Source organism: Streptomyces sp. NPDC053079 (genome assembly GCF_044546695.1).
GTDB lineage: Bacteria > Actinomycetota > Actinomycetes > Streptomycetales > Streptomycetaceae > Streptomyces.
This window is the reverse complement of sequence record NZ_JBITZJ010000006.1, coordinates 653,999-671,044: the sequence shown is the minus strand read 5'-3', so window position 1 is coordinate 671,044 and position 17,046 is coordinate 653,999. Positions and strand designations below refer to the sequence as shown.

Below are 17,046 nucleotides of genomic sequence, written 5' to 3'. Positions count from 1 at the left end.
GGAACCGTGATGCACACGGTTCCGGGGCCGCCCCGTACTGCTCTACCGCTCAGTGAGCGTTACGCGTCCTTCGACAGGTTCGGGCCCGCGCCACCGGCGGCGGACTCGACCGGCGGGGTGTCCGGCAGAGCCGACTTCTCCTCGCCGCGGAAGGTGAACTTCTTCTCCTCGCCTTCGCCCTCCGTGCCGACGACCACGATGTGGCCCGGACGGAGCTCGCCGAAGAGGATCTTCTCGGACAGGATGTCCTCGATCTCGCGCTGGATCGTGCGGCGCAGCGGGCGGGCGCCCAGGATCGGGTCGTAGCCCTTCTTCGCCAGGAGCGACTTGGCCTCGGAGCTGAGCTCGATGCCCATGTCGCGGTCCTTGAGCCGCTCGTCCACCTTGGCGATCATCAGGTCGACGATCTGGATGATGTCTTCCTCGGTGAGCTGGTGGAAGACCACCGTGTCGTCGACACGGTTGAGGAACTCGGGCCGGAAGTGCTGCTTGAGCTCTTCGTTGACCTTCGCCTTCATCCGCTCGTACCCGGTCTTGACGTCGCCCTGGGCCGCGAAGCCCAGGTTGAAGCCCTTGGAGATGTCCCGGGTGCCGAGGTTCGTCGTCATGATGATGACGGTGTTCTTGAAATCGACCACGCGGCCCTGGGAATCGGTCAGGCGACCGTCCTCCAGGATCTGCAGCAGCGAGTTGAAGATATCGGGGTGGGCCTTCTCGACCTCGTCGAAGAGAACCACGGAGAACGGCTTGCGGCGCACCTTCTCGGTGAGCTGGCCGCCCTCTTCGTAACCCACGTATCCGGGCGGGGAGCCGAAGAGACGCGAGACGGTGTGCTTCTCGCTGAACTCCGACATGTCGAGGGAGATCAGCGCGTCCTCGTCGCCGAAGAGGAATTCGGCGAGCGTCTTGGACAGCTCGGTCTTACCGACACCGGAGGGGCCGGCGAAGATGAACGATCCGCCGGGACGCTTCGGGTCCTTCAGACCCGCACGCGTGCGCCGGATGGCCTGGGAGAGCGCCTTGATGGCGTCCTTCTGGCCGATGACGCGCTTGTGCAGCTCGTCCTCCATGCGCAGGAGGCGGGAGGACTCCTCCTCCGTGAGCTTGAAGACCGGGATGCCGGTGGCCGTGGCCAGGACCTCGGCGATCAGCTCGCCGTCGACCTCGGCGACGACGTCCATGTCGCCGGCCTTCCACTCCTTCTCCCGCTTGGCCTTCGCGGCGAGGAGCTGCTTCTCCTTGTCGCGCAGGGAGGCGGCCTTCTCGAAGTCCTGCGAGTCGATCGCGGACTCCTTCTCGCGGCGCACGTCGGCGATCTTCTCGTCGAACTCGCGGAGGTCCGGCGGCGCGGTCATCCGGCGGATGCGCATCCGGGAGCCGGCCTCGTCGATCAGGTCGATCGCCTTGTCCGGCAGGAAGCGGTCGGAGATGTAGCGGTCGGCCAGCTGGGCGGCCTGGACCAGGGCCTCGTCCGTGATGGAGACGCGGTGGTGCGCCTCGTAGCGGTCGCGGAGGCCCTTGAGGATCTCGATGGTGTGCGGCAGCGACGGCTCGGCGACCTGGATGGGCTGGAAGCGGCGCTCGAGGGCGGCGTCCTTCTCCAGGTGCTTGCGGTACTCGTCCAGCGTCGTGGCGCCGATGGTCTGCAGCTCGCCGCGGGCGAGCATCGGCTTGAGGATGCTGGCGGCGTCGATCGCGCCCTCGGCGGCGCCCGCACCCACCAGGGTGTGGAGCTCGTCGATGAACAGGATGATGTCGCCGCGGGTGCGGATCTCCTTGAGGACCTTCTTCAGGCGCTCCTCGAAGTCACCGCGGTAGCGGGAGCCGGCGACCAGGGCGCCGAGGTCGAGGGTGTAGAGGTGCTTGTCCTTGAGGGTCTCGGGCACCTCGCCCTTGACGATGGCCTGGGCCAGGCCCTCGACGACGGCGGTCTTGCCGACACCGGGCTCGCCGATGAGCACCGGGTTGTTCTTGGTACGGCGGGACAGCACCTGCATGACCCGCTCGATCTCCTTCTCGCGCCCGATGACCGGGTCGAGCTTGGATTCGCGAGCGGCCTGCGTGAGGTTGCGGCCGAACTGGTCCAGGACGAGCGACGTCGAGGGGGTGCCCTCGGCGGGGCCGCCGGCGGTGGCGGCTTCCTTGCCCTGGTAGCCGGAGAGCAGCTGGATGACCTGCTGCCGGACCCGGTTCAGATCGGCACCCAGCTTGACCAGGACCTGCGCGGCGACGCCCTCGCCCTCGCGGATCAGGCCGAGCAGGATGTGCTCGGTGCCGATGTAGTTGTGGCCCAGCTGAAGGGCCTCGCGGAGCGAGAGCTCCAGGACCTTCTTGGCACGGGGGGTGAAGGGGATGTGGCCGGACGGAGCCTGCTGCCCCTGCCCGATGATCTCCTCCACCTGCTGGCGGACCGCCTCGAGCGAAATCCCGAGGCTCTCCAGGGCCTTAGCGGCGACACCCTCACCCTCGTGGATCAGGCCCAGGAGGATGTGCTCGGTGCCGATGTAGTTGTGGTTGAGCATCCGGGCTTCTTCCTGAGCCAGGACGACAACCCGCCGCGCGCGGTCGGTGAACCTCTCGAACATCGTTAATCGCTCCTCAGAGCGGTCAGGCAGTTAGGGGTCGGTCCCCTCCCTGTCCTTCCGCATGCTAGTCCCGTGGGACGGGACAGCTCATTCCAACTGCCGACATCCGTCCGGATCACCCCCGCGTCGGCGGGGAAACCTACTGCCGAACAGCCGACATCTCCTCCAACCCGATGGTGGGAGACGATGTTCCCGCAGGCCAGGCATATACGCCCACCTCCACTACGCCCACGGCGAACGCCCGCTTGCCCCGACACGCCCGCCCACAGGCCCGCCACCACCCCCGGTGACGGCCTACTGGGCTTGCTATATCGCCTCTCCCCACGGGGAAAGTCCTACCCGCAAGCACCGACACTCCATGCGGCGCGGGTCCTTTCCCTCCGCTACGGGCGAACACCCTCGCGCCATGAGGAGCCCCTGTGCGCCCCTTACGTCTTATACGGAGCGTGCCCAACTATCCACCCTGCGTAACCTCTTGGGTTTTCCACAGTTGCACCGTTCATGACGGTAGTCCTCCCGTGCCCGTGCCGCCCCTCGGGCGAATCGCCCCCGCTCACGGACCCGCACGCACGGCGCCGGCGGCGCCAGTGGTACGAGTGCGTGCTCGGCTGGCCGACGGCCTCGACGGCGGCCGGGCGGCCGGTGGAGCTGCTCACGGGGGTGCGGTTCGACGCGCTGGGCGTGCCCGCGGAGGCCGGCTTCGCCGTGCTCGGGCGGGTGCCCGTGACCGGGCCGGTCGCGCTGGACGGCCGGGCCCGGAAGATGTGGTTCCTGACGGCCGTGGGCAGCGCCGAGGAGGTGCCGGGGCTACTCGGCTGGCTGGAGTGGGGCGGCATCGCCCTGGAGCTGACCGCGCTGGGCCCGGGCGGCCGGATCGTGGCCCCGGAGCCCGTGGGCCGGTGGTCGGCCCCGCAGCGGCCGTACGGCCGCCGGGAGGAGGCGGAGGCGGCCGTCTGGGTGCGGCCCCCCGAACCGGGGCGCCCGGTCGAGCCCACCCTGCCGGCGGCCGGCCTCGGGGGCGACGGCGGCGCCCCCGATCTCGTACGGCTGGTGGGTGCGGCGGCCACGGAGTGCCACCGGGCCCGACTGCTGCGCGCCGGCGAGGCGCGCAGGGATCAGCCGCCGGGATGTCGGCCGGAAAGGCCGGGGGATCAGGCGAGGGATCCGGCAGGAGATCAGGCGTTGGCCTTCTCGTACGCCTCACGGATCTCGGCCGGGACACGGCCGCGGTCGTTGACGTTGTAGCCGTTCTCCTTGGCCCAGGCGCGGATCTTCGCGGTGTCCGGGCTGCCGCCGGCGGCGGCACCGGCGCGGGCCTTACCGCGGCCGGCCGCGGCACGGCCGCCGGTACGACGGGCCGACTTCACGTAGTCCGCGAGCGCCTCGCGCAGCTTGTCCGCGTTGGCCGTGGTGAGGTCGATCTCGTAGGACTTGCCATCCAGGGCGAACGTCACGGTCTCGTCGGCCTCGCCGCCGTCGAGGTCATCGACAAGAAGGACCTGAACCTTCTGCGCCACGGGGGATTCCTTTCATCAGCGGAAAAGGGATTACGGAGGAATAGCAAACCGCCTTTCTCGGAAAAACACAAACCCCCCGGGAAGGTTCAGTCCGCCTTCAGCATGGGAACCATGGCTTCCGGGCCCGCACGATAGGGGCGCGATTCGGACATAGGGACCGCGGTCACAGATGCAGAAGCATCCGGCTGTTGCCAAGGGTGTTCGGCTTCACTCGTTCGAGACCCAGGAACTCGGCAACGCCCTCGTCATAGGAACGCAGCAGCTCGCTGTAGACATCCCCGTCGACGGGGGTCTCTCCGATCTCCACGAAGCCGTGCTTCGCGAAGAAGTCGACTTCGAAGGTGAGGCAGAAAATGCGCCGCACGCCGAGCCAGCGCGCCGTCTGCAGCAGCTTGTCCAGTACCTGGTGGCCCACTCCACCGCCCCTGACATCGGGGTCCACGGCGAGAGTGCGTACCTCCGCGAGGTCTTCCCACATCACATGCAGCGCACCGCATCCGATGACGGTACCGTCCTCGTCCCGCTCCGCCACCCAGAACTCCTGGATGTCCTCGTAAAGCGTCACCGTGGCTTTGTCGAGCAGGATGCGGTCGCGAACGTAGGCGTTGATGAGCCGGCGGACCGCGGGCACATCGCTGGTGCGGGCCCTGCGGACAGTGACGACTTTAGTTAGAGCGGACATGGCCGGACGCTATCGTCCCGGGGGGCCCGGGGTCTCGTCGGGCCCGTCGAGTTGGGCGACCCTGATGGCGTCGCGGAGGGCTTCCCGTTGTTCGGCCGACATCATGCCGAAGAAGGCGACGAGAGCGGCCGCGGGGTTGTCGCTGAGGGACCAGGCTTCGTTCATCAGTGCGGCCGAGTAGGCGGCGCGGTTGGAGACCGCCTCATATCGATAGGCGCGGCCTTCGGCTTCCCGCCGCACCCAGCCCTTCTGATACAGGTTGTCCATTACGGTCATCACGGTGGTGTAGGCGATGGACCGTTCCTGCTGAAGGTCTTCCAGGACTTCCCGAACGGTGACCGGTCGGTTCCACTCCCACACGCGCGTCATCACGGCGTCTTCCAGTTCACCCAGGCGTCGGACCACACGTGAATAATAGTGGGAGATGTCTTGAATGCCGGTTTATCGGCGCGGCAATCCCCGCAGCAAAAAGGGCGCACGTGCCGGAGCGAATTGGCTCGGCTCGTACGCCCTGCCCGGGCCGCCGGCGCTTTCTCCCGGCTCCCGATGTGGTCGTTTTGTCAGGCCTCGGTGGGCTTTGCCGCCTGCTGGGCGGCCTCGGCGCGGGCCAGTGCGGCGTCGACGATGGCGTCTTCCTTGGCCTTGTTCGCACCACCCTGGCTCTTGATGATCGTCACGACCAGCGCGGTGAAAGCCACCGCCATCACCATGGGCGGGACCAGCGCGGCGACATAGTCCATGGCCGTCGGCTCCTTCTGGAATCGGGGGTTCTGCGCTTGAGCGACCCGTCCAGATTACGCGCCCGCCCCTTCCCTCCGGCCGCCCGGGTCAGGCGGGCCGGGCCGCCGCGAGCGCGCGGGCGCCGAGGGGCGGCACGGGCTTGCGGCGCGGCGGGAACACCTCGCCGGGGGTCGGAATGGGCCGCCCCGGGCGCGGCGCCGCCGGAGGCTTGGGCCGCGGCGCCTCCGGCGGCGGCCCGGGCGCCGGCCGATTCGGCGGCGCGGGACTCTCCCCCGGCTTGGGCCCCGGCCTCGGCTCGGGCTCGGCCGCGCGCGGGGCCCGGCCGCCGGGGAGGGCCTGGAGTCGGGTGCCGGCATGCGGAGGCGGGGACTGCGGGTGGGGGTGGGCGGCGGGCGGGGCCTGTACGTGCGTACTGGCGGCCGGCGGGGGCTGCAGGTGCGGGCGGGCGGCGGGTGGTGGGGGTGTTCGCGGGGCTGCTGGGGGGCGGGCCGTCGGGACGGCCGGGGCGGCGGCTGCGGCGGCGCGGGCGGCCAGCCTGGCCCGTACCGCCTGCTCGGCGAGGTGCTCGCAGCGCGCCAGCAGTGTGTGCCGGCGGGTGGCCTCCGCCTCCCCCGCGGGCTCCGCGCACAGCGCGCGCAGCGCGGCGAGGTCCTCGGCGCCGGGGCGGTAGCCGTCCAGGAGGGCGTCCCGCAGCCGCAGCACGTAGCCGGGCGCCGCGCCCGGCAGGGCGGCGCGGTAGCGGGCGAGGTCCTGGAGGAGGAAGGCGCGCAGCCGGTCGCCTTCGCGGACGGCCTCGTCCACGGCCTCGGCGAGCAGGAGGCAGTCCTTGGCTTCGGCCTCCCGGGCGGGCCCGGGACTCGTGGGCACGGAGTGGGGACGGAGTGCGATGTCGAGGGCACGGCGCAGCACGCGCAGCTCGTCCGCGCTGAACGCCATGCCGCCGCGGGATCCATAGGGCGTGGGCATGGGCCGACTTTAAGTGCTAAGTGGACAAAATTCGCTTAGCACACCATCTCGGGCGTGGCATGGACGGGGTCAGTGCGCCCGGCGGCGGACGGCTCCCAGGACGAGGACACCGGCCGAGAGGGCGGTGCCGGAGGTGGTGGCGATCAGCAGCGCGTGAGGGTTGCCCGCGTGGGCGGTCTTCGGGGCCGGGGCGGGTGGCGCGTCGGTCACCTCGACGGGGATCGGCGCGGAGTCGTTGCCGGGGTCCGGGTCGGGTTCGGGGTCCTCGTCGCGGCCGACGATCCGTACGCGGCCCTCGGCGCCGTCGACCTTCTCGTCGATGCGGACGCGGAAGCGGAGCGTTTCGCGGTCGCCGGCGGGGAAGTCCTCGCCGATGGCACACAGGTAGGTGCGGCTGGTGTCGGAGCCTTTCGGGCGGCAGGGGGGTGTGCCGTTCGCGGTCGTGGCGGTCGCGACGATGGTGGTGCCTTCGGGGGCGACGACTTCGTAGGCCCGGCCGCCGCCACCGCCCGGGCCGCCGTTGCGCACGCCGAGCTCGACCTCGACGGTCTGGCCGACGTGGCCGGTGACGGGGTGGGCGACGGCCTGGTAGTCGGCGCGGGGCTGCGCCTGGGCGCCCGCGTGGGCGGCCCCGAGGCCGAGGCCGGCGGCCACGACGACGACGGCGGTCGCCGCCGTCCGTCTCAGGGTTCGCCGTATTCGGCTGATGCCGGTGCCGGTGCTGCTGCTGTTGCCGTTGCTGTTGCCGCCGCCGCTCATTCGCCCCAGCCTGTCTGTCTGTCCGTCCGGTCCGCCCTCACAGCAGTCAGGACAGTCGGGGTCGGTGGTTGGTTGCTCGGGTGGGGCTTTCCCCGATCCCGCCCTTTCACCGTTTCTTGTCCTCAATCGCCGGACGGGCTGGATTGTTGCCCGGAACTGGCTGGAAAGGTGCCGCGGGTGCTGGGGAGGGTGGATTGGCGCGCCCCGGGGGCGGGCCGGATTGGTGTCCGTGGGGCAGGGCCGGATTCCTGCCCGGGGGGGGGGAGGGCTTGATTGGTGTCTATGGGACGGGGCCGGATTAGCGCCCGTGAGGTGGGCCGGGTTGCTGCCGCCTCCCGGGGCGGGCGATTCGGCGCCGGGAATCGGGCTGGCTTGGCGCGTGCTGAGCAGCAAACCAGCCCGTCCGGCACTTGAGGACCCGGGCCCGGGGCAAAGGCCCGCGAACAGTCCCCCGCCCGACGCCCTGCACCGGCCCGCTCACCCGCCCCCGCGCCCGGCGACCCGCCGACCCGCGCCGGGCGACAAACCAGCCCGTCCGGCACTTGAGGACCGGGGTCCGGGGCAAAGGCCCGGGAACAGTCCCCCGCCCGACGCCCTGCACCGACCCGCTCACCCGCCCCGCGCCCGGCGACCCGCCGCCCCGGGCCGGGCGACAAACCAGCCCGTCCGGCACTTGAGGACCCGGGCCCGGGGCGGAGCCCCGGGAGCAGGGGCCCCCAGCGGCCCAACGCCCCCGTGCCAGGCGACAATCCAGCCCGTCCGGCACTTGAGGACCCGGGCCCGGGGCGGAGCCCCGGGAGCAGGGGCCCCCAGCGGCCCAACGCCCCCGTGCCGGGCAACAAACCAGCCCGTCCGGCGCTTGAGGACCGGGGTCCGGGGCGGAGCCCCGGGTCAGGGGCGGGGGGTGTTGCGTTCGTAGACGAGGCGGAGGCCGATCAGGGTCAGCCAGGGTTCGTGTTCGTCGATGACCGAGGCCTCTCCCAGGACCAGGGGAGCCAGACCACCCGTGGCGATGACCGTGACGTCGTCCGGGTCCTCGGCCAGCTCGCGGGCCATGCGGTTGACGACGCCGTCGACCTGGCCCGCGAAGCCGTAGAGGATGCCGGACTGCATGGCCTCGACCGTGTTCTTGCCGATGACGCTGCGCGGCCGGGCGATCTCGATCTTGCGGAGCTGGGCGCCCCTGACCCCCAGCGCCTCGGTCGAGATCTCGATGCCGGGGGCGATCACGCCGCCGACGTACTCCCCGCGCGCGCTGACCGCGTCGAACGTGGTGGCCGTGCCGAAGTCGACGACGACGCACGGGCCGCCGTAGAGCTCGACGGCGGCGACCGCGTTGATGATGCGGTCCGCGCCGACCTCCTTGGGGTTGTCCATGAGGATCGGCACGCCGGTCTTCACGCCCGGCTCGACCAGGATGGCCGGCACGTCGCCGTAGTAGCGGCGGGTCACCTCGCGCATCTCGTGCAGCACCGAGGGGACCGTCGAGCAGATGCAGATGCCCTCGATGCCGTCGCCCAGTTCGTCACCGAGCAGCGGATGGCGGCCCATCAGGCCCTGCAGGAGCACCGCCAGTTCGTCGGCGGTGCGGCGCGGGTCGGTGGAGATGCGCCAGTGCTCGACGATGTCCTCGCCGTCGAACAGGCCGAGAACCGTCTGGGTGTTGCCGACATCGATGGTGAGCAGCATCAGACCTCCCGCAGGTCCAGCCCGATGTCCAGGATCGGGGAGGAGTGGGTCAGCGCGCCGACGGCCAGGTAGTCGACGCCGGTCTCGGCGTAGCTGCGGGCGTTGGCCAGCGTCAGACGGCCCGAGGACTCCAGCCGCGCCCGGCCCGCGACGAGCTCGACGGCCTCGCGGGTCTGCTCGGGGGTGAAGTTGTCGAGCATGATCAGGTCGGCACCCGCCTCGAGGACCGGCGGGATCTGGTCGATGCGGTCGACCTCGATCTCGATCGGCACGTCCGGGAACTCCTCCCGTACGGCCTTGAACGCCTCGGCGACGCCGCCGGCGGCGATGACGTGGTTGTCCTTCACCAGCGCCGCGTCCGACAGCGACATGCGGTGGTTGACGCCGCCGCCGCAGCGCACCGCGTACTTCTCCAGGGCCCGCAGTCCGACCGTGGTCTTGCGGGTGTCGCGGACGGCGGCGCCGGTGCCCTCCAGCGCGTCGGACCACGCGCGGGTCGCGGTGGCGATGCCGGAGAGGTGGCACAGGATGTTGAGCATGCTGCGCTCGCCGGTGAGCAGGTCGCGGGTGAGGGTGCGGACGGTCAGCAGCTTCTGGCCCGCCTCCACCCGGTCGCCGTCCTCGACGTGCCGCTCGACCTCGAACTCGTCCGTGCAGACCACGGAGAGGATGGCCTCGGCGACGCGCAGCCCCGCGACGGTGCCGGCCTCGCGGGCGGTGAAGTCACCGGTGGCGACGGCGTCCTCGGCGACGGTCGCGAAGGTCGTGATGTCCTTGCCGCCGTCGAGGTCCTCCTCGATGGCCAGGTGGGCGAGGTCCTCGATCTGCAGCGGGTCCAGCCCGGCCTCGGCGATCAGGCGGGCGAGCTCGGGGTCGAGCCCGCACTCGAAGGCGTCCGCGTCGTACTCGCCGGCGGCGCAGCCGCAGGCGTCGCCGCAGCCACCGGCGGCGGCCTCGGCGCTCTCCTGGCCGGGACGGCCGAGCTGGTGCAGGGGACGGTCGTCGTGGGTGCTCACGCGGTTCTCCTTGAGGGCGGCGGGAGTTGCAACAGACGGGAAGGCGGCCGATTCGGTGGTGGAGACCGCAAGGGTACGGTCCGGGCGCAGGGTCACGAGGAGGTGCCGGCGCCACGTGGCGTCCGCACGGTCGGGGTGGTCCTCGCGCCAGTGGCAGCCGCGGGTCTCCTCGCGGCGGAGGGCGGCCGCGACAAGTACTTGCGCGACGAGGAGGAGGTTGGTGGTCTCCCACGCCTCGGTGCCGGGCTCGACGGTCCTGTCGGCGGCCTCCTCGCGGATGCGGGCGAGCTCCGCCGCCGCGCGCTCCAGGCTCTGCCGGGAGCGCAGCACTCCGGCGCCCAGCGTCATGGTGCGCTGGATCGCGGCGCGGTCCGCGGGCGCGATGAGGGGCGCCGCGGGCTCGTCCGTCAGGGGCGGGTGGCCGGCGGGGACGGTGGCGCCGGCGAGGTCGGCGGCGATGCGCTCGGCGAAGACGAGGCCTTCGAGGAGCGAGTTGGACGCCAGCCGGTTCGCGCCGTGCACGCCGGTGCAGGCGACCTCGCCGCACGCGTACAGCCCCGGCACGGTCGTGCGTCCGTACAGGTCCGTGCGCACTCCGCCCGAGGCGTAGTGCGCGGCCGGTGCCACGGGGATCGGCTCGGTCACCGGGTCGATGCCGTGCGCCCGGCAGGCGGCCAGGATCGTGGGGAAGCGGTGCTCCCACATCTGCGCGCCGAAGTGCCGGGCGTCGAGGTACATGTGCTCGGCGTCCTGTTCGCGCATGCGCCGCAGGATGCCCTTGGCGACGATGTCGCGCGGGGCGAGTTCGGCCAGTTCGTGCGCGCCGACCATGAAGCGGTGGCCGTCGGCGTCGACGAGGTGGGCGCCCTCGCCGCGCACCGCCTCCGACACCAGCGGCTGCTGGCCCTCCGCGTCGGGGCCGAGCCAGAGCACGGTGGGGTGGAACTGGACGAACTCCAGGTCGGAGACCTCGGCGCCGGCCCGCAGGGCGAGGGCGACGCCGTCGCCGGTGGAGACGGCGGGGTTGGTGGTCGCGGAGAACACCTGGCCCATGCCGCCGGTGGCCAGGACGACGGCCCCGGCCCGTACCGCGCCGACGCCGTCGTGCCGGCCTTCGCCCATGACGTGCAGCGAGACGCCCGCCGCACGGCCGTCGGCGTCCTTGAGGAGGTCCAGGACGAGGGCGTGCTCGATCGTCTCGATGCCGGCCGCGCGCACGGCCTCGACCAGGGCGCGGGAGATCTCGGCGCCGGTGGCGTCACCACCCGCATGGGCGATGCGGCTGCGGTGGTGTCCGCCCTCACGGGTCAGCAGGATCTCGCCGGACTCGGCGTCGGTGTCGAAGCGGGCGCCGGTGGCGATGAGGCGGCGCACCGCGTCGGGGCCCTCGGTGACCAGGGTGTGCACGGCCTCGTCGGAGCAGAGGCCGGCGCCGGCGACGAGGGTGTCGTCCAGGTGCTGTTCGGGGGTGTCGCCCTCGCCGAGCGCGGCGGCTATGCCGCCCTGGGCCCAGCGGGTGGAGCCGGCGTCGAGGCGGGCCTTGGTGACGACGGTGACCTTCTGGCCGGAGGCGGCGCAGCGCAGCGCGACGGTGAGGCCGGCGACGCCGGAGCCGATGACGACGACGTCGGCGTCGACGACCCAGCCGGGGCGGGGTGCGTGCAGTCGTATGCCGGTCATCGTGCCGCTCCGACGGTCAGGGGGAGGTTGTCGATCAGACGGGTGGTGCCGACCTTGGCGGCCACGGCGAGGACGGCCTCGCCGGTGTGGTCGTCGGGGACCTCGGTGAAGTCGGCGGGGTCGACGAGGGCCACGTAGTCCAGGCGCAGCGGTGGTTCCATCCCCGCCGCGCCGTCGAGGACCGCGCGGGCGGAGCGCCGGACGGCGGCCGCGCCGAGCCCGGCGGCCTGCCCGGCGGTCAGCAGGGCGCGGGAGATCTCCAGCGCCGTGGCCCGGTCGGCGTCGGAGAGGTAGCGGTTGCGGCTGGAGAGCGCGAGGTTGTCGCCCTCGCGGACCGTGGGGACGCCGACGATCTCGACGGGGAAGTTGAGGTCGCGCACCATGCGGCGGATCAGGGCCAGCTGCTGGGCGTCCTTCTGGCCGAAGAGCGCCAGGTCGGGCCCGGTCAGGTGCAGGAGCTTGGCGACGACGGTGAGCATGCCGTCGAAGTGCCCGGGGCGGGACGCGCCTTCGAGGCGCTCGCCCATGGGGCCCGCGGTGATACGGACCTGGGGTTCGCCTCCGGGGTAGACCTCGTCGACGGCGGGGGCGAGGACGACGTCGGCACCGGCCTGCCCGGCGAGCAGGACGTCGGCGTCCAGGGTGCGCGGGTAGCGGTCGAGGTCCTCGCCGGGCCCGAACTGCAGGGGGTTGACGAAGACGGTGACCACGACCTGCCCGTCGGGTCCGGCCAGCCGGCGGGCCTCGCGGACGAGGGTGGCGTGCCCTTCGTGCAGGGCGCCCATCGTCATCACGACGGCGCGGCGGCCCGCGCGCGGGAGGGCGTGCAGCTCCTCGGCGGTGCGGGCGAGCTGGGTGGTCACTGGTTGCCTCCGTCCGCGAGGACGCCGAGCAGGTCCTCCGCCAGTTCGGGCTTGAGCAGGCCGTGCGCGAGGGCGCGGTCCGCGGTCGTGCGGGCCATCGCCAGGTAGCCGGCGACGGCCTGGGGGGCGTGGGCGCGCAGCTCGGCGACGTGCGCGGCGACCGTGCCGGCGTCGCCGCGGGCCACCGGGCCGGTGAGGGCGGCGTCGCCGCTGCGCAGGGCGTTGTCGAGGGCCGCGCCCAGGAGGGGGCCGAGCATCCGGGCGGGGTGCTCGACCCCGGCGGTGCGCAGCAGGTCCATGCTCTGGGCGACGAGCGTGACCAGGTGGTTCGCGCCGATGGCGAGGGCCGCGTGGTAGAGCGGGCGGGCGCTCTCCTCGATCCACTCGGGTTCGCCGCCCATCTCGATGACGAGGGCCTCGGCCGCCAGGCGCAGCTCCTCGGGGGCGGTGACGCCGAAGGAGCAGCCGGCCAGGCGCTGGACGTCGACGGGGGTGCCGGTGAACGTCATCGCCGGGTGCAGGGCCAGCGGCAGGGCGCCGGCGCGGGTGGCCGGGTCGAGCACGGCGGTGCCGTGCCGGCCGGAGGTGTGCACGAGGAGCTGCCCGGGGCGCACGGCACCGGTCTCGGCGAGGCCCGCGACGAGCCCGGGCAGGGCGTCGTCGGGCACCGTCAGCAGGACCAGTTCGGCGTGGGCGAGCACGTCGGCGGGGGCCATGACCGGCACGTCCGGGAGCATGGTGGCCGCCCGTCGCAGGGAGGCGTCGGAGACGCCGGAGACGGCGGCCGGGCGGTGCCCGGCGAGCTGCAGCGACGCGGCCAGGGCGGGGCCTACGCGGCCCGCGCCGACCACGCCGACGGTGAGCCGGGCAGGGCGGTCCTGAGGGCTCGCATGCTCGGGCGAGAGGTGTGCGTTCACGCGGCGGGATGCCTTCCGTTCCAGTCCGCGGGGGTACCGGACGATTCCCTTGTCATGCTACGCGAGGCGGGCGGAGGGCTCCCTGGCCGTCCCCAGGGCTGTGGACAACGGTGGCCGACGGGCCGGCGCCGGGCCCGGGGCGGGTCAGGCGCGGCAGCGCGGGTCCGCCGACCGCCCGGCCGGCCGGGCGGCGGCGGGGACCACGGGAGCCGCCGCGGGTACGGGCCGGGACGTACCGGCCGCGGGGGCGGCTGAGGTCCTCGGGCGGCCGAACAGGACCGCCCACCGGCCGCGCCGGGCGGCGGTGCGCTCGTCGACGACGGCCTGGAACCGGCGCCAGGTGCGGAACGCGCGGAGGGCCCGGAGATCGCCGGTACCCGGCGCCGGCGGGGCCGGCTCGTCGTGCTGTGCGAAGCGGTAGAGGTCGAGCATGTGCTGCTGGTTGGCGTTCATGTCTCCACGGTGCGCCGCTTGGCGAGAGGTTGCCCCATGGATTGACAAGGAACGTCAAATGACGCCCCGACCTGCGGAAAGAGAGGCACGATGGCCCCATGAGCGTGATGATCGACATCGCGGGCCTGCCCACCGAGCGCCTGGTGTTCCGCCCCGCGCCCCTCGCCGAGCTGTGCACCGCGCTGCACGCCCTGGCCGAGCCCGGGCACCACCCGGGCCTGCACGGCTGGACGACGGCGACGAACTCCTCCCTCAAGCCGGACCTCGCGGACCGGCTGTGCGAGGCGGACTTCCTGTGGACCTCGACGTTCTCGGACATCAACATGCCGTTCGCGGCGCTGCCGGACACCCACGGCCAGCCGGGAGCCACGCTCGCCGAGGACCTCGACCAGCTGGACCGGCTGAACGACGACCTGTTCGTCGACGCCGCCCTGGAGATCTCCTGCTCCCGGCACTACAGCCAGGAGGGCCCGTCGCCGCTGGTCAACGCCAGGGCCCGCGAGCTGGCCCTCGAACGCGCCACCGCGCGCGGCCCCCGGCAGCTGGACTTCGCCAAGCGGCTGCTGGACGACCCGCCGGCCGTACGGGCCTGGCTGCGCCGCCTCTTCGAGGACTGCGCGGAGGCCTTCTTCAACGACCTCTGGCAGCGGGTGCGCGTCCAGCTGGCCGCCGACGCCCGGCACAAGACGGAGGTGCTGCGGCGCAAGGGGCTCGCCGAGGCGCTGGCCGAGGTGTCACCCGCCGTGACACTGACGGAGGACGGCACCAGGATCGTCGTCGACAAGCTCGGCACCGGCCGGGCGAGCGCGCTCGACCCCGCGGTCGGCGCGGGCGTCACCTTCGTCCCGTCCGCCATCGGCTGGCCCCATGTGTGGGTGGGCCACGCCCCCGGCTGGCGCCCGGTGATCCACTACCCCGTGGCCGCGCCCGAGCTGCCCGGCCCCGCCTCCCTGGACCTGCTCAAGCTGCGCCTGGAGGCCCTGTCCCACCACATGCGGATGCGGATGTGCCGCTATCTGGCACGGTCCGCCTTCAGCACGGGCGAGCTGGCGACCGCGCTCGACATCAGCGCGCCGGAGGTCTCCCGGCATATCGCGGTGCTGAAGAAGGCCGGCCTGATCACCACCCGCCGCCGCGGCCGGTACGTCCTGCACCAGCTCGACCTGACGGTGGTGGCCCGGCTCGGCAGCGACTTCGTGGAGGGCGTGCTCCGCTGAGCGGGGGGGGCGGGCGCTAGTGCGCCGCCGGGCCGCCGCCACCGGCCCGTACGAGCCCGCTCTCGTACGCCATCACCACCACCTGCACCCGGTCCCGCAGGCCGAGCTTGGTCAGGATGCGGCCCACGTGGGTCTTGACCGTCGCCTCCGAGAGCACCAGCCGCGCCGCGATCTCGCCGTTGGACAGCCCCTGGGCCACCAGCAGCATCACCTCGCGCTCGCGGTCGGTGAGCCGGCCCAGCTCCGTGCTGGTCGGCTCGTTGGCCGCGCTCGGCAGCATCGGGGTGAAGCGGTCGAGCAGCCGGCGCGTGGTGCTGGGCGCGACCACCGCGTCGCCGCTGTGCACGGCCCGGATGGCGCCCAGCAGCTCGGCGGGCGGCACGTCCTTGAGCATGAAGCCGCTCGCGCCGACCTTCAGCGCGGAGAAGGCGTACTCGTCGAGGTCGAAGGTGGTCAGGATCAGCACCTTCGGCGGATTGTCCTGGGCGCAGATGCGGCCGGTGGCCTCCACCCCGTCCATCCGCGGCATGCGGACGTCCATCAGGACGACGTCCACCTCGCTGCGGGCCAGCACCTCCAGCGCCTCCGCGCCGTCCCCGGCCTCGGCGACGACCTCCATGTCGGGCTGGGCGGCCAGCACCATGCGGAAACCGGTGCGCAGCAGCACCTGGTCGTCGACGAGCATCACGCGGATGGACATACGGGGTCCCTCTCGGAAGTAGTGGTGCGGTCAGCGTACGAACGCAACGGAGTTCAGCGGCCGGACTTGATCGGCAGCAGCACGCTGATCCGGAAGCCCCCGCCGGGCCGGGGCCCCGCGTCCAGGGTGCCCCCGACCATGCCGACGCGCTCGCGCATCCCGATCAGACCATGCCCCATGCCGTCCGCGCCGCCCGCCTCGTACAGCTCGTGCTGCGCGCCCCGGCCGTCGTCCTCGACCAGCAGCCCCAGCCCGTCGTCGAAATAGGTCAGCCGGACGCTGGCGCCGACGTCCGGGCCGCCGTGCTTGCGCGTGTTCGTCAGCGCCTCCTGCACGATGCGGTACGCGGTCAGCTCCACACCGCTCGGCAGCGGCCGCGGCGCGCCCTCGATGCGGAACTCCACCGGCAGCCCCGCACCGCGGACCTGCTCGACCAGATCGCCGATCTGCTCCACGTCGGGCTGCGGGACGTACTCGCCGCCCTCGCCGCTGTCGTCCGTGCGCAGCACGCCCAGCAGCCGGCGCATCTCGGCCAGCGCCTGGCGGCCGGTGCCGGAGATCGTCTCCAGGGCCTGCTTGGCCTGCTCGGGCGAGGCGTCCAGGACGTACGCGGCCCCGTCCGCCTGCACGACCATCACCGAGACGTTGTGCGCCACGACGTCGTGCAGCTCGCGGGCGATGCGGGCCCGCTCGGCGGTGACCGCGATCTGCGCCTGCTGCTCGCGCTCCTTCTCCAGGCGCGTGGCCCGCTCCTCCAGCTGCGCCCAGTAGGCGCGGCGGGTACGGACCGAGTCGCCCAGCACCCAGGCCAGGACGAAGGGGACGGTCAGGAAGACGATCCCCATGATGCTCTTGCCCGTGGAGGAGTACTCGGGCGGATCCGGCCAGCGGAGCGTGGCGAGCACGGGCGCGGCCACACAGGCGACCAGTGCGTAGCGGGAGGCCCAGCGGGTGTTGCCGGACGCCACCGTGTAGATGATCACCAGCATCGCGAAGTCCCAGATGTTCGGGCCCACGTCGAACGCCAGCTGCGCCACCCCTGCCGCGGTCGCCAGCAGCATCATCCGTTCGGGGGCCTTGCGACGCAGCGCGATGACCACGCACAGCGCGAGGGCCGTGCCGGCCTGGACGACCGCCGGTCCCTCCCCACTTCCCTCGACCACGGCCAGGCCGCTCAGCCCCAGCAGCAGGAGAGCCCAGAAGCTGTCCACACCGGTGGGGTGCCTGCGAAGAAAGTCGTAGAGGCGGTGCACGTCACCCA

At 72.6% G+C, this 17,046-nt stretch carries 16 protein-coding genes and 1 pseudogene; 2 read left to right on the top strand and 15 right to left on the bottom strand.

Translation table 11 applies throughout. The features are described from left to right. Positions 1-59: 59 nt before the first annotated feature. Positions 60-2,585, bottom strand: coding sequence for an ATP-dependent Clp protease ATP-binding subunit (locus ACIGXW_RS25195; protein ID WP_360915859.1), 2,526 nt, complete (start codon positions 2,583-2,585; stop codon positions 60-62). 501 nt (positions 2,586-3,086) lie between these two features. Here ACIGXW_RS25195 and ACIGXW_RS25190 point away from each other — a divergent pair. Beyond that, a complete protein-coding gene (locus ACIGXW_RS25190; protein WP_399575095.1) occupies positions 3,087-3,830 on the top strand; it encodes an SCO3374 family protein in 744 nt (247 codons plus the stop codon). Here ACIGXW_RS25190 and ACIGXW_RS25185 read toward each other — a convergent pair. The 12 genes and pseudogenes from ACIGXW_RS25185 to ACIGXW_RS25130 all read right to left on the bottom strand — a co-directional run bounded on the left by ACIGXW_RS25185 (position 3,761) and on the right by ACIGXW_RS25130 (position 13,868). Next, a complete protein-coding gene (locus tag ACIGXW_RS25185) occupies positions 3,761-4,102 on the bottom strand; it encodes an Lsr2 family protein (RefSeq protein ID WP_071962336.1) in 342 nt (113 codons plus the stop codon). The genes ACIGXW_RS25190 and ACIGXW_RS25185 overlap by 70 nt on opposite strands. Before the next feature lie 163 nt (positions 4,103-4,265). Next, positions 4,266-4,784: an amino-acid N-acetyltransferase gene (locus tag ACIGXW_RS25180; protein ID WP_071962335.1), complete on the bottom strand. Its 519-nt coding sequence runs from the start codon at positions 4,782-4,784 to the stop codon at positions 4,266-4,268. Positions 4,785-4,793: 9 nt separating this feature from the next. Next, positions 4,794-5,189: a BlaI/MecI/CopY family transcriptional regulator gene (locus ACIGXW_RS25175; RefSeq protein WP_071962334.1), complete on the bottom strand. Its 396-nt coding sequence runs from the start codon at positions 5,187-5,189 to the stop codon at positions 4,794-4,796. Positions 5,190-5,344: 155 nt separating this feature from the next. Then, entirely contained in the window at positions 5,345-5,524 is a 180-nt protein-coding gene (locus ACIGXW_RS25170; RefSeq protein ID WP_399575094.1) for a hypothetical protein, read from the bottom strand. Between the two features lie 88 nt (positions 5,525-5,612). Next, positions 5,613-6,491 carry a hypothetical protein gene (locus ACIGXW_RS25165; protein WP_399575093.1) on the bottom strand — a complete coding sequence of 293 codons (879 nt, stop codon included), beginning with the start codon at positions 6,489-6,491 and terminating at the stop codon, positions 5,613-5,615. Positions 6,492-6,560: 69 nt separating this feature from the next. After that, positions 6,561-7,250 (bottom strand): hypothetical protein, encoded by a 690-nt coding sequence (locus ACIGXW_RS25160; RefSeq protein WP_399575092.1) that lies wholly within the window; start codon positions 7,248-7,250, stop codon positions 6,561-6,563. 891 nt (positions 7,251-8,141) lie between these two features. Continuing rightward, positions 8,142-8,939, bottom strand: a complete 798-nt coding sequence (locus tag ACIGXW_RS25155) for a type III pantothenate kinase (protein WP_360915843.1) — start codon at positions 8,937-8,939, stop codon at positions 8,142-8,144. After that, entirely contained in the window at positions 8,939-9,955 is a 1,017-nt protein-coding gene (gene nadC, locus ACIGXW_RS25150; protein ID WP_399575128.1) for a carboxylating nicotinate-nucleotide diphosphorylase, read from the bottom strand. Before nadC ends, ACIGXW_RS25155 begins: the two co-directional genes overlap by 1 nt. Before the next feature lie 18 nt (positions 9,956-9,973). Further along, a pseudogene (locus ACIGXW_RS25145) lies at positions 9,974-11,635 on the bottom strand (L-aspartate oxidase); the annotation flags it as partial. Beyond that, positions 11,632-12,498, bottom strand: coding sequence for a pantoate--beta-alanine ligase (panC, locus tag ACIGXW_RS25140; protein ID WP_071962328.1), 867 nt, complete (start codon positions 12,496-12,498; stop codon positions 11,632-11,634). The gene panC and the pseudogene ACIGXW_RS25145, both read right to left, overlap by 4 nt. After that, positions 12,495-13,415, bottom strand: coding sequence for a Rossmann-like and DUF2520 domain-containing protein (locus ACIGXW_RS25135; protein WP_399575091.1), 921 nt, complete (start codon positions 13,413-13,415; stop codon positions 12,495-12,497). Before ACIGXW_RS25135 ends, panC begins: the two co-directional genes overlap by 4 nt. A gap of 144 nt (positions 13,416-13,559) precedes the next feature. Continuing rightward, the gene (locus ACIGXW_RS25130; protein WP_071962324.1) at positions 13,560-13,868 is read right to left on the bottom strand and encodes a hypothetical protein; all 309 of its coding nucleotides are present in this window, start codon (positions 13,866-13,868) and stop codon (positions 13,560-13,562) included. Between the two features lie 98 nt (positions 13,869-13,966). Here ACIGXW_RS25130 and ACIGXW_RS25125 point away from each other — a divergent pair, with 98 nt between their 5' ends. Then, positions 13,967-15,085: a DUF5937 family protein gene (locus ACIGXW_RS25125; RefSeq protein WP_399575090.1), complete on the top strand. Its 1,119-nt coding sequence runs from the start codon at positions 13,967-13,969 to the stop codon at positions 15,083-15,085. Positions 15,086-15,101: 16 nt separating this feature from the next. Here ACIGXW_RS25125 and ACIGXW_RS25120 read toward each other — a convergent pair whose 3' ends face one another. Beyond that, positions 15,102-15,785, bottom strand: coding sequence for a response regulator (locus ACIGXW_RS25120; protein WP_399575089.1), 684 nt, complete (start codon positions 15,783-15,785; stop codon positions 15,102-15,104). A 53-nt stretch (positions 15,786-15,838) separates the two neighbouring features. Continuing rightward, a complete protein-coding gene (locus ACIGXW_RS25115) occupies positions 15,839-17,038 on the bottom strand; it encodes a sensor histidine kinase (protein ID WP_071962318.1) in 1,200 nt (399 codons plus the stop codon). Between the last annotated feature and the right edge of the window lie 8 nt (positions 17,039-17,046).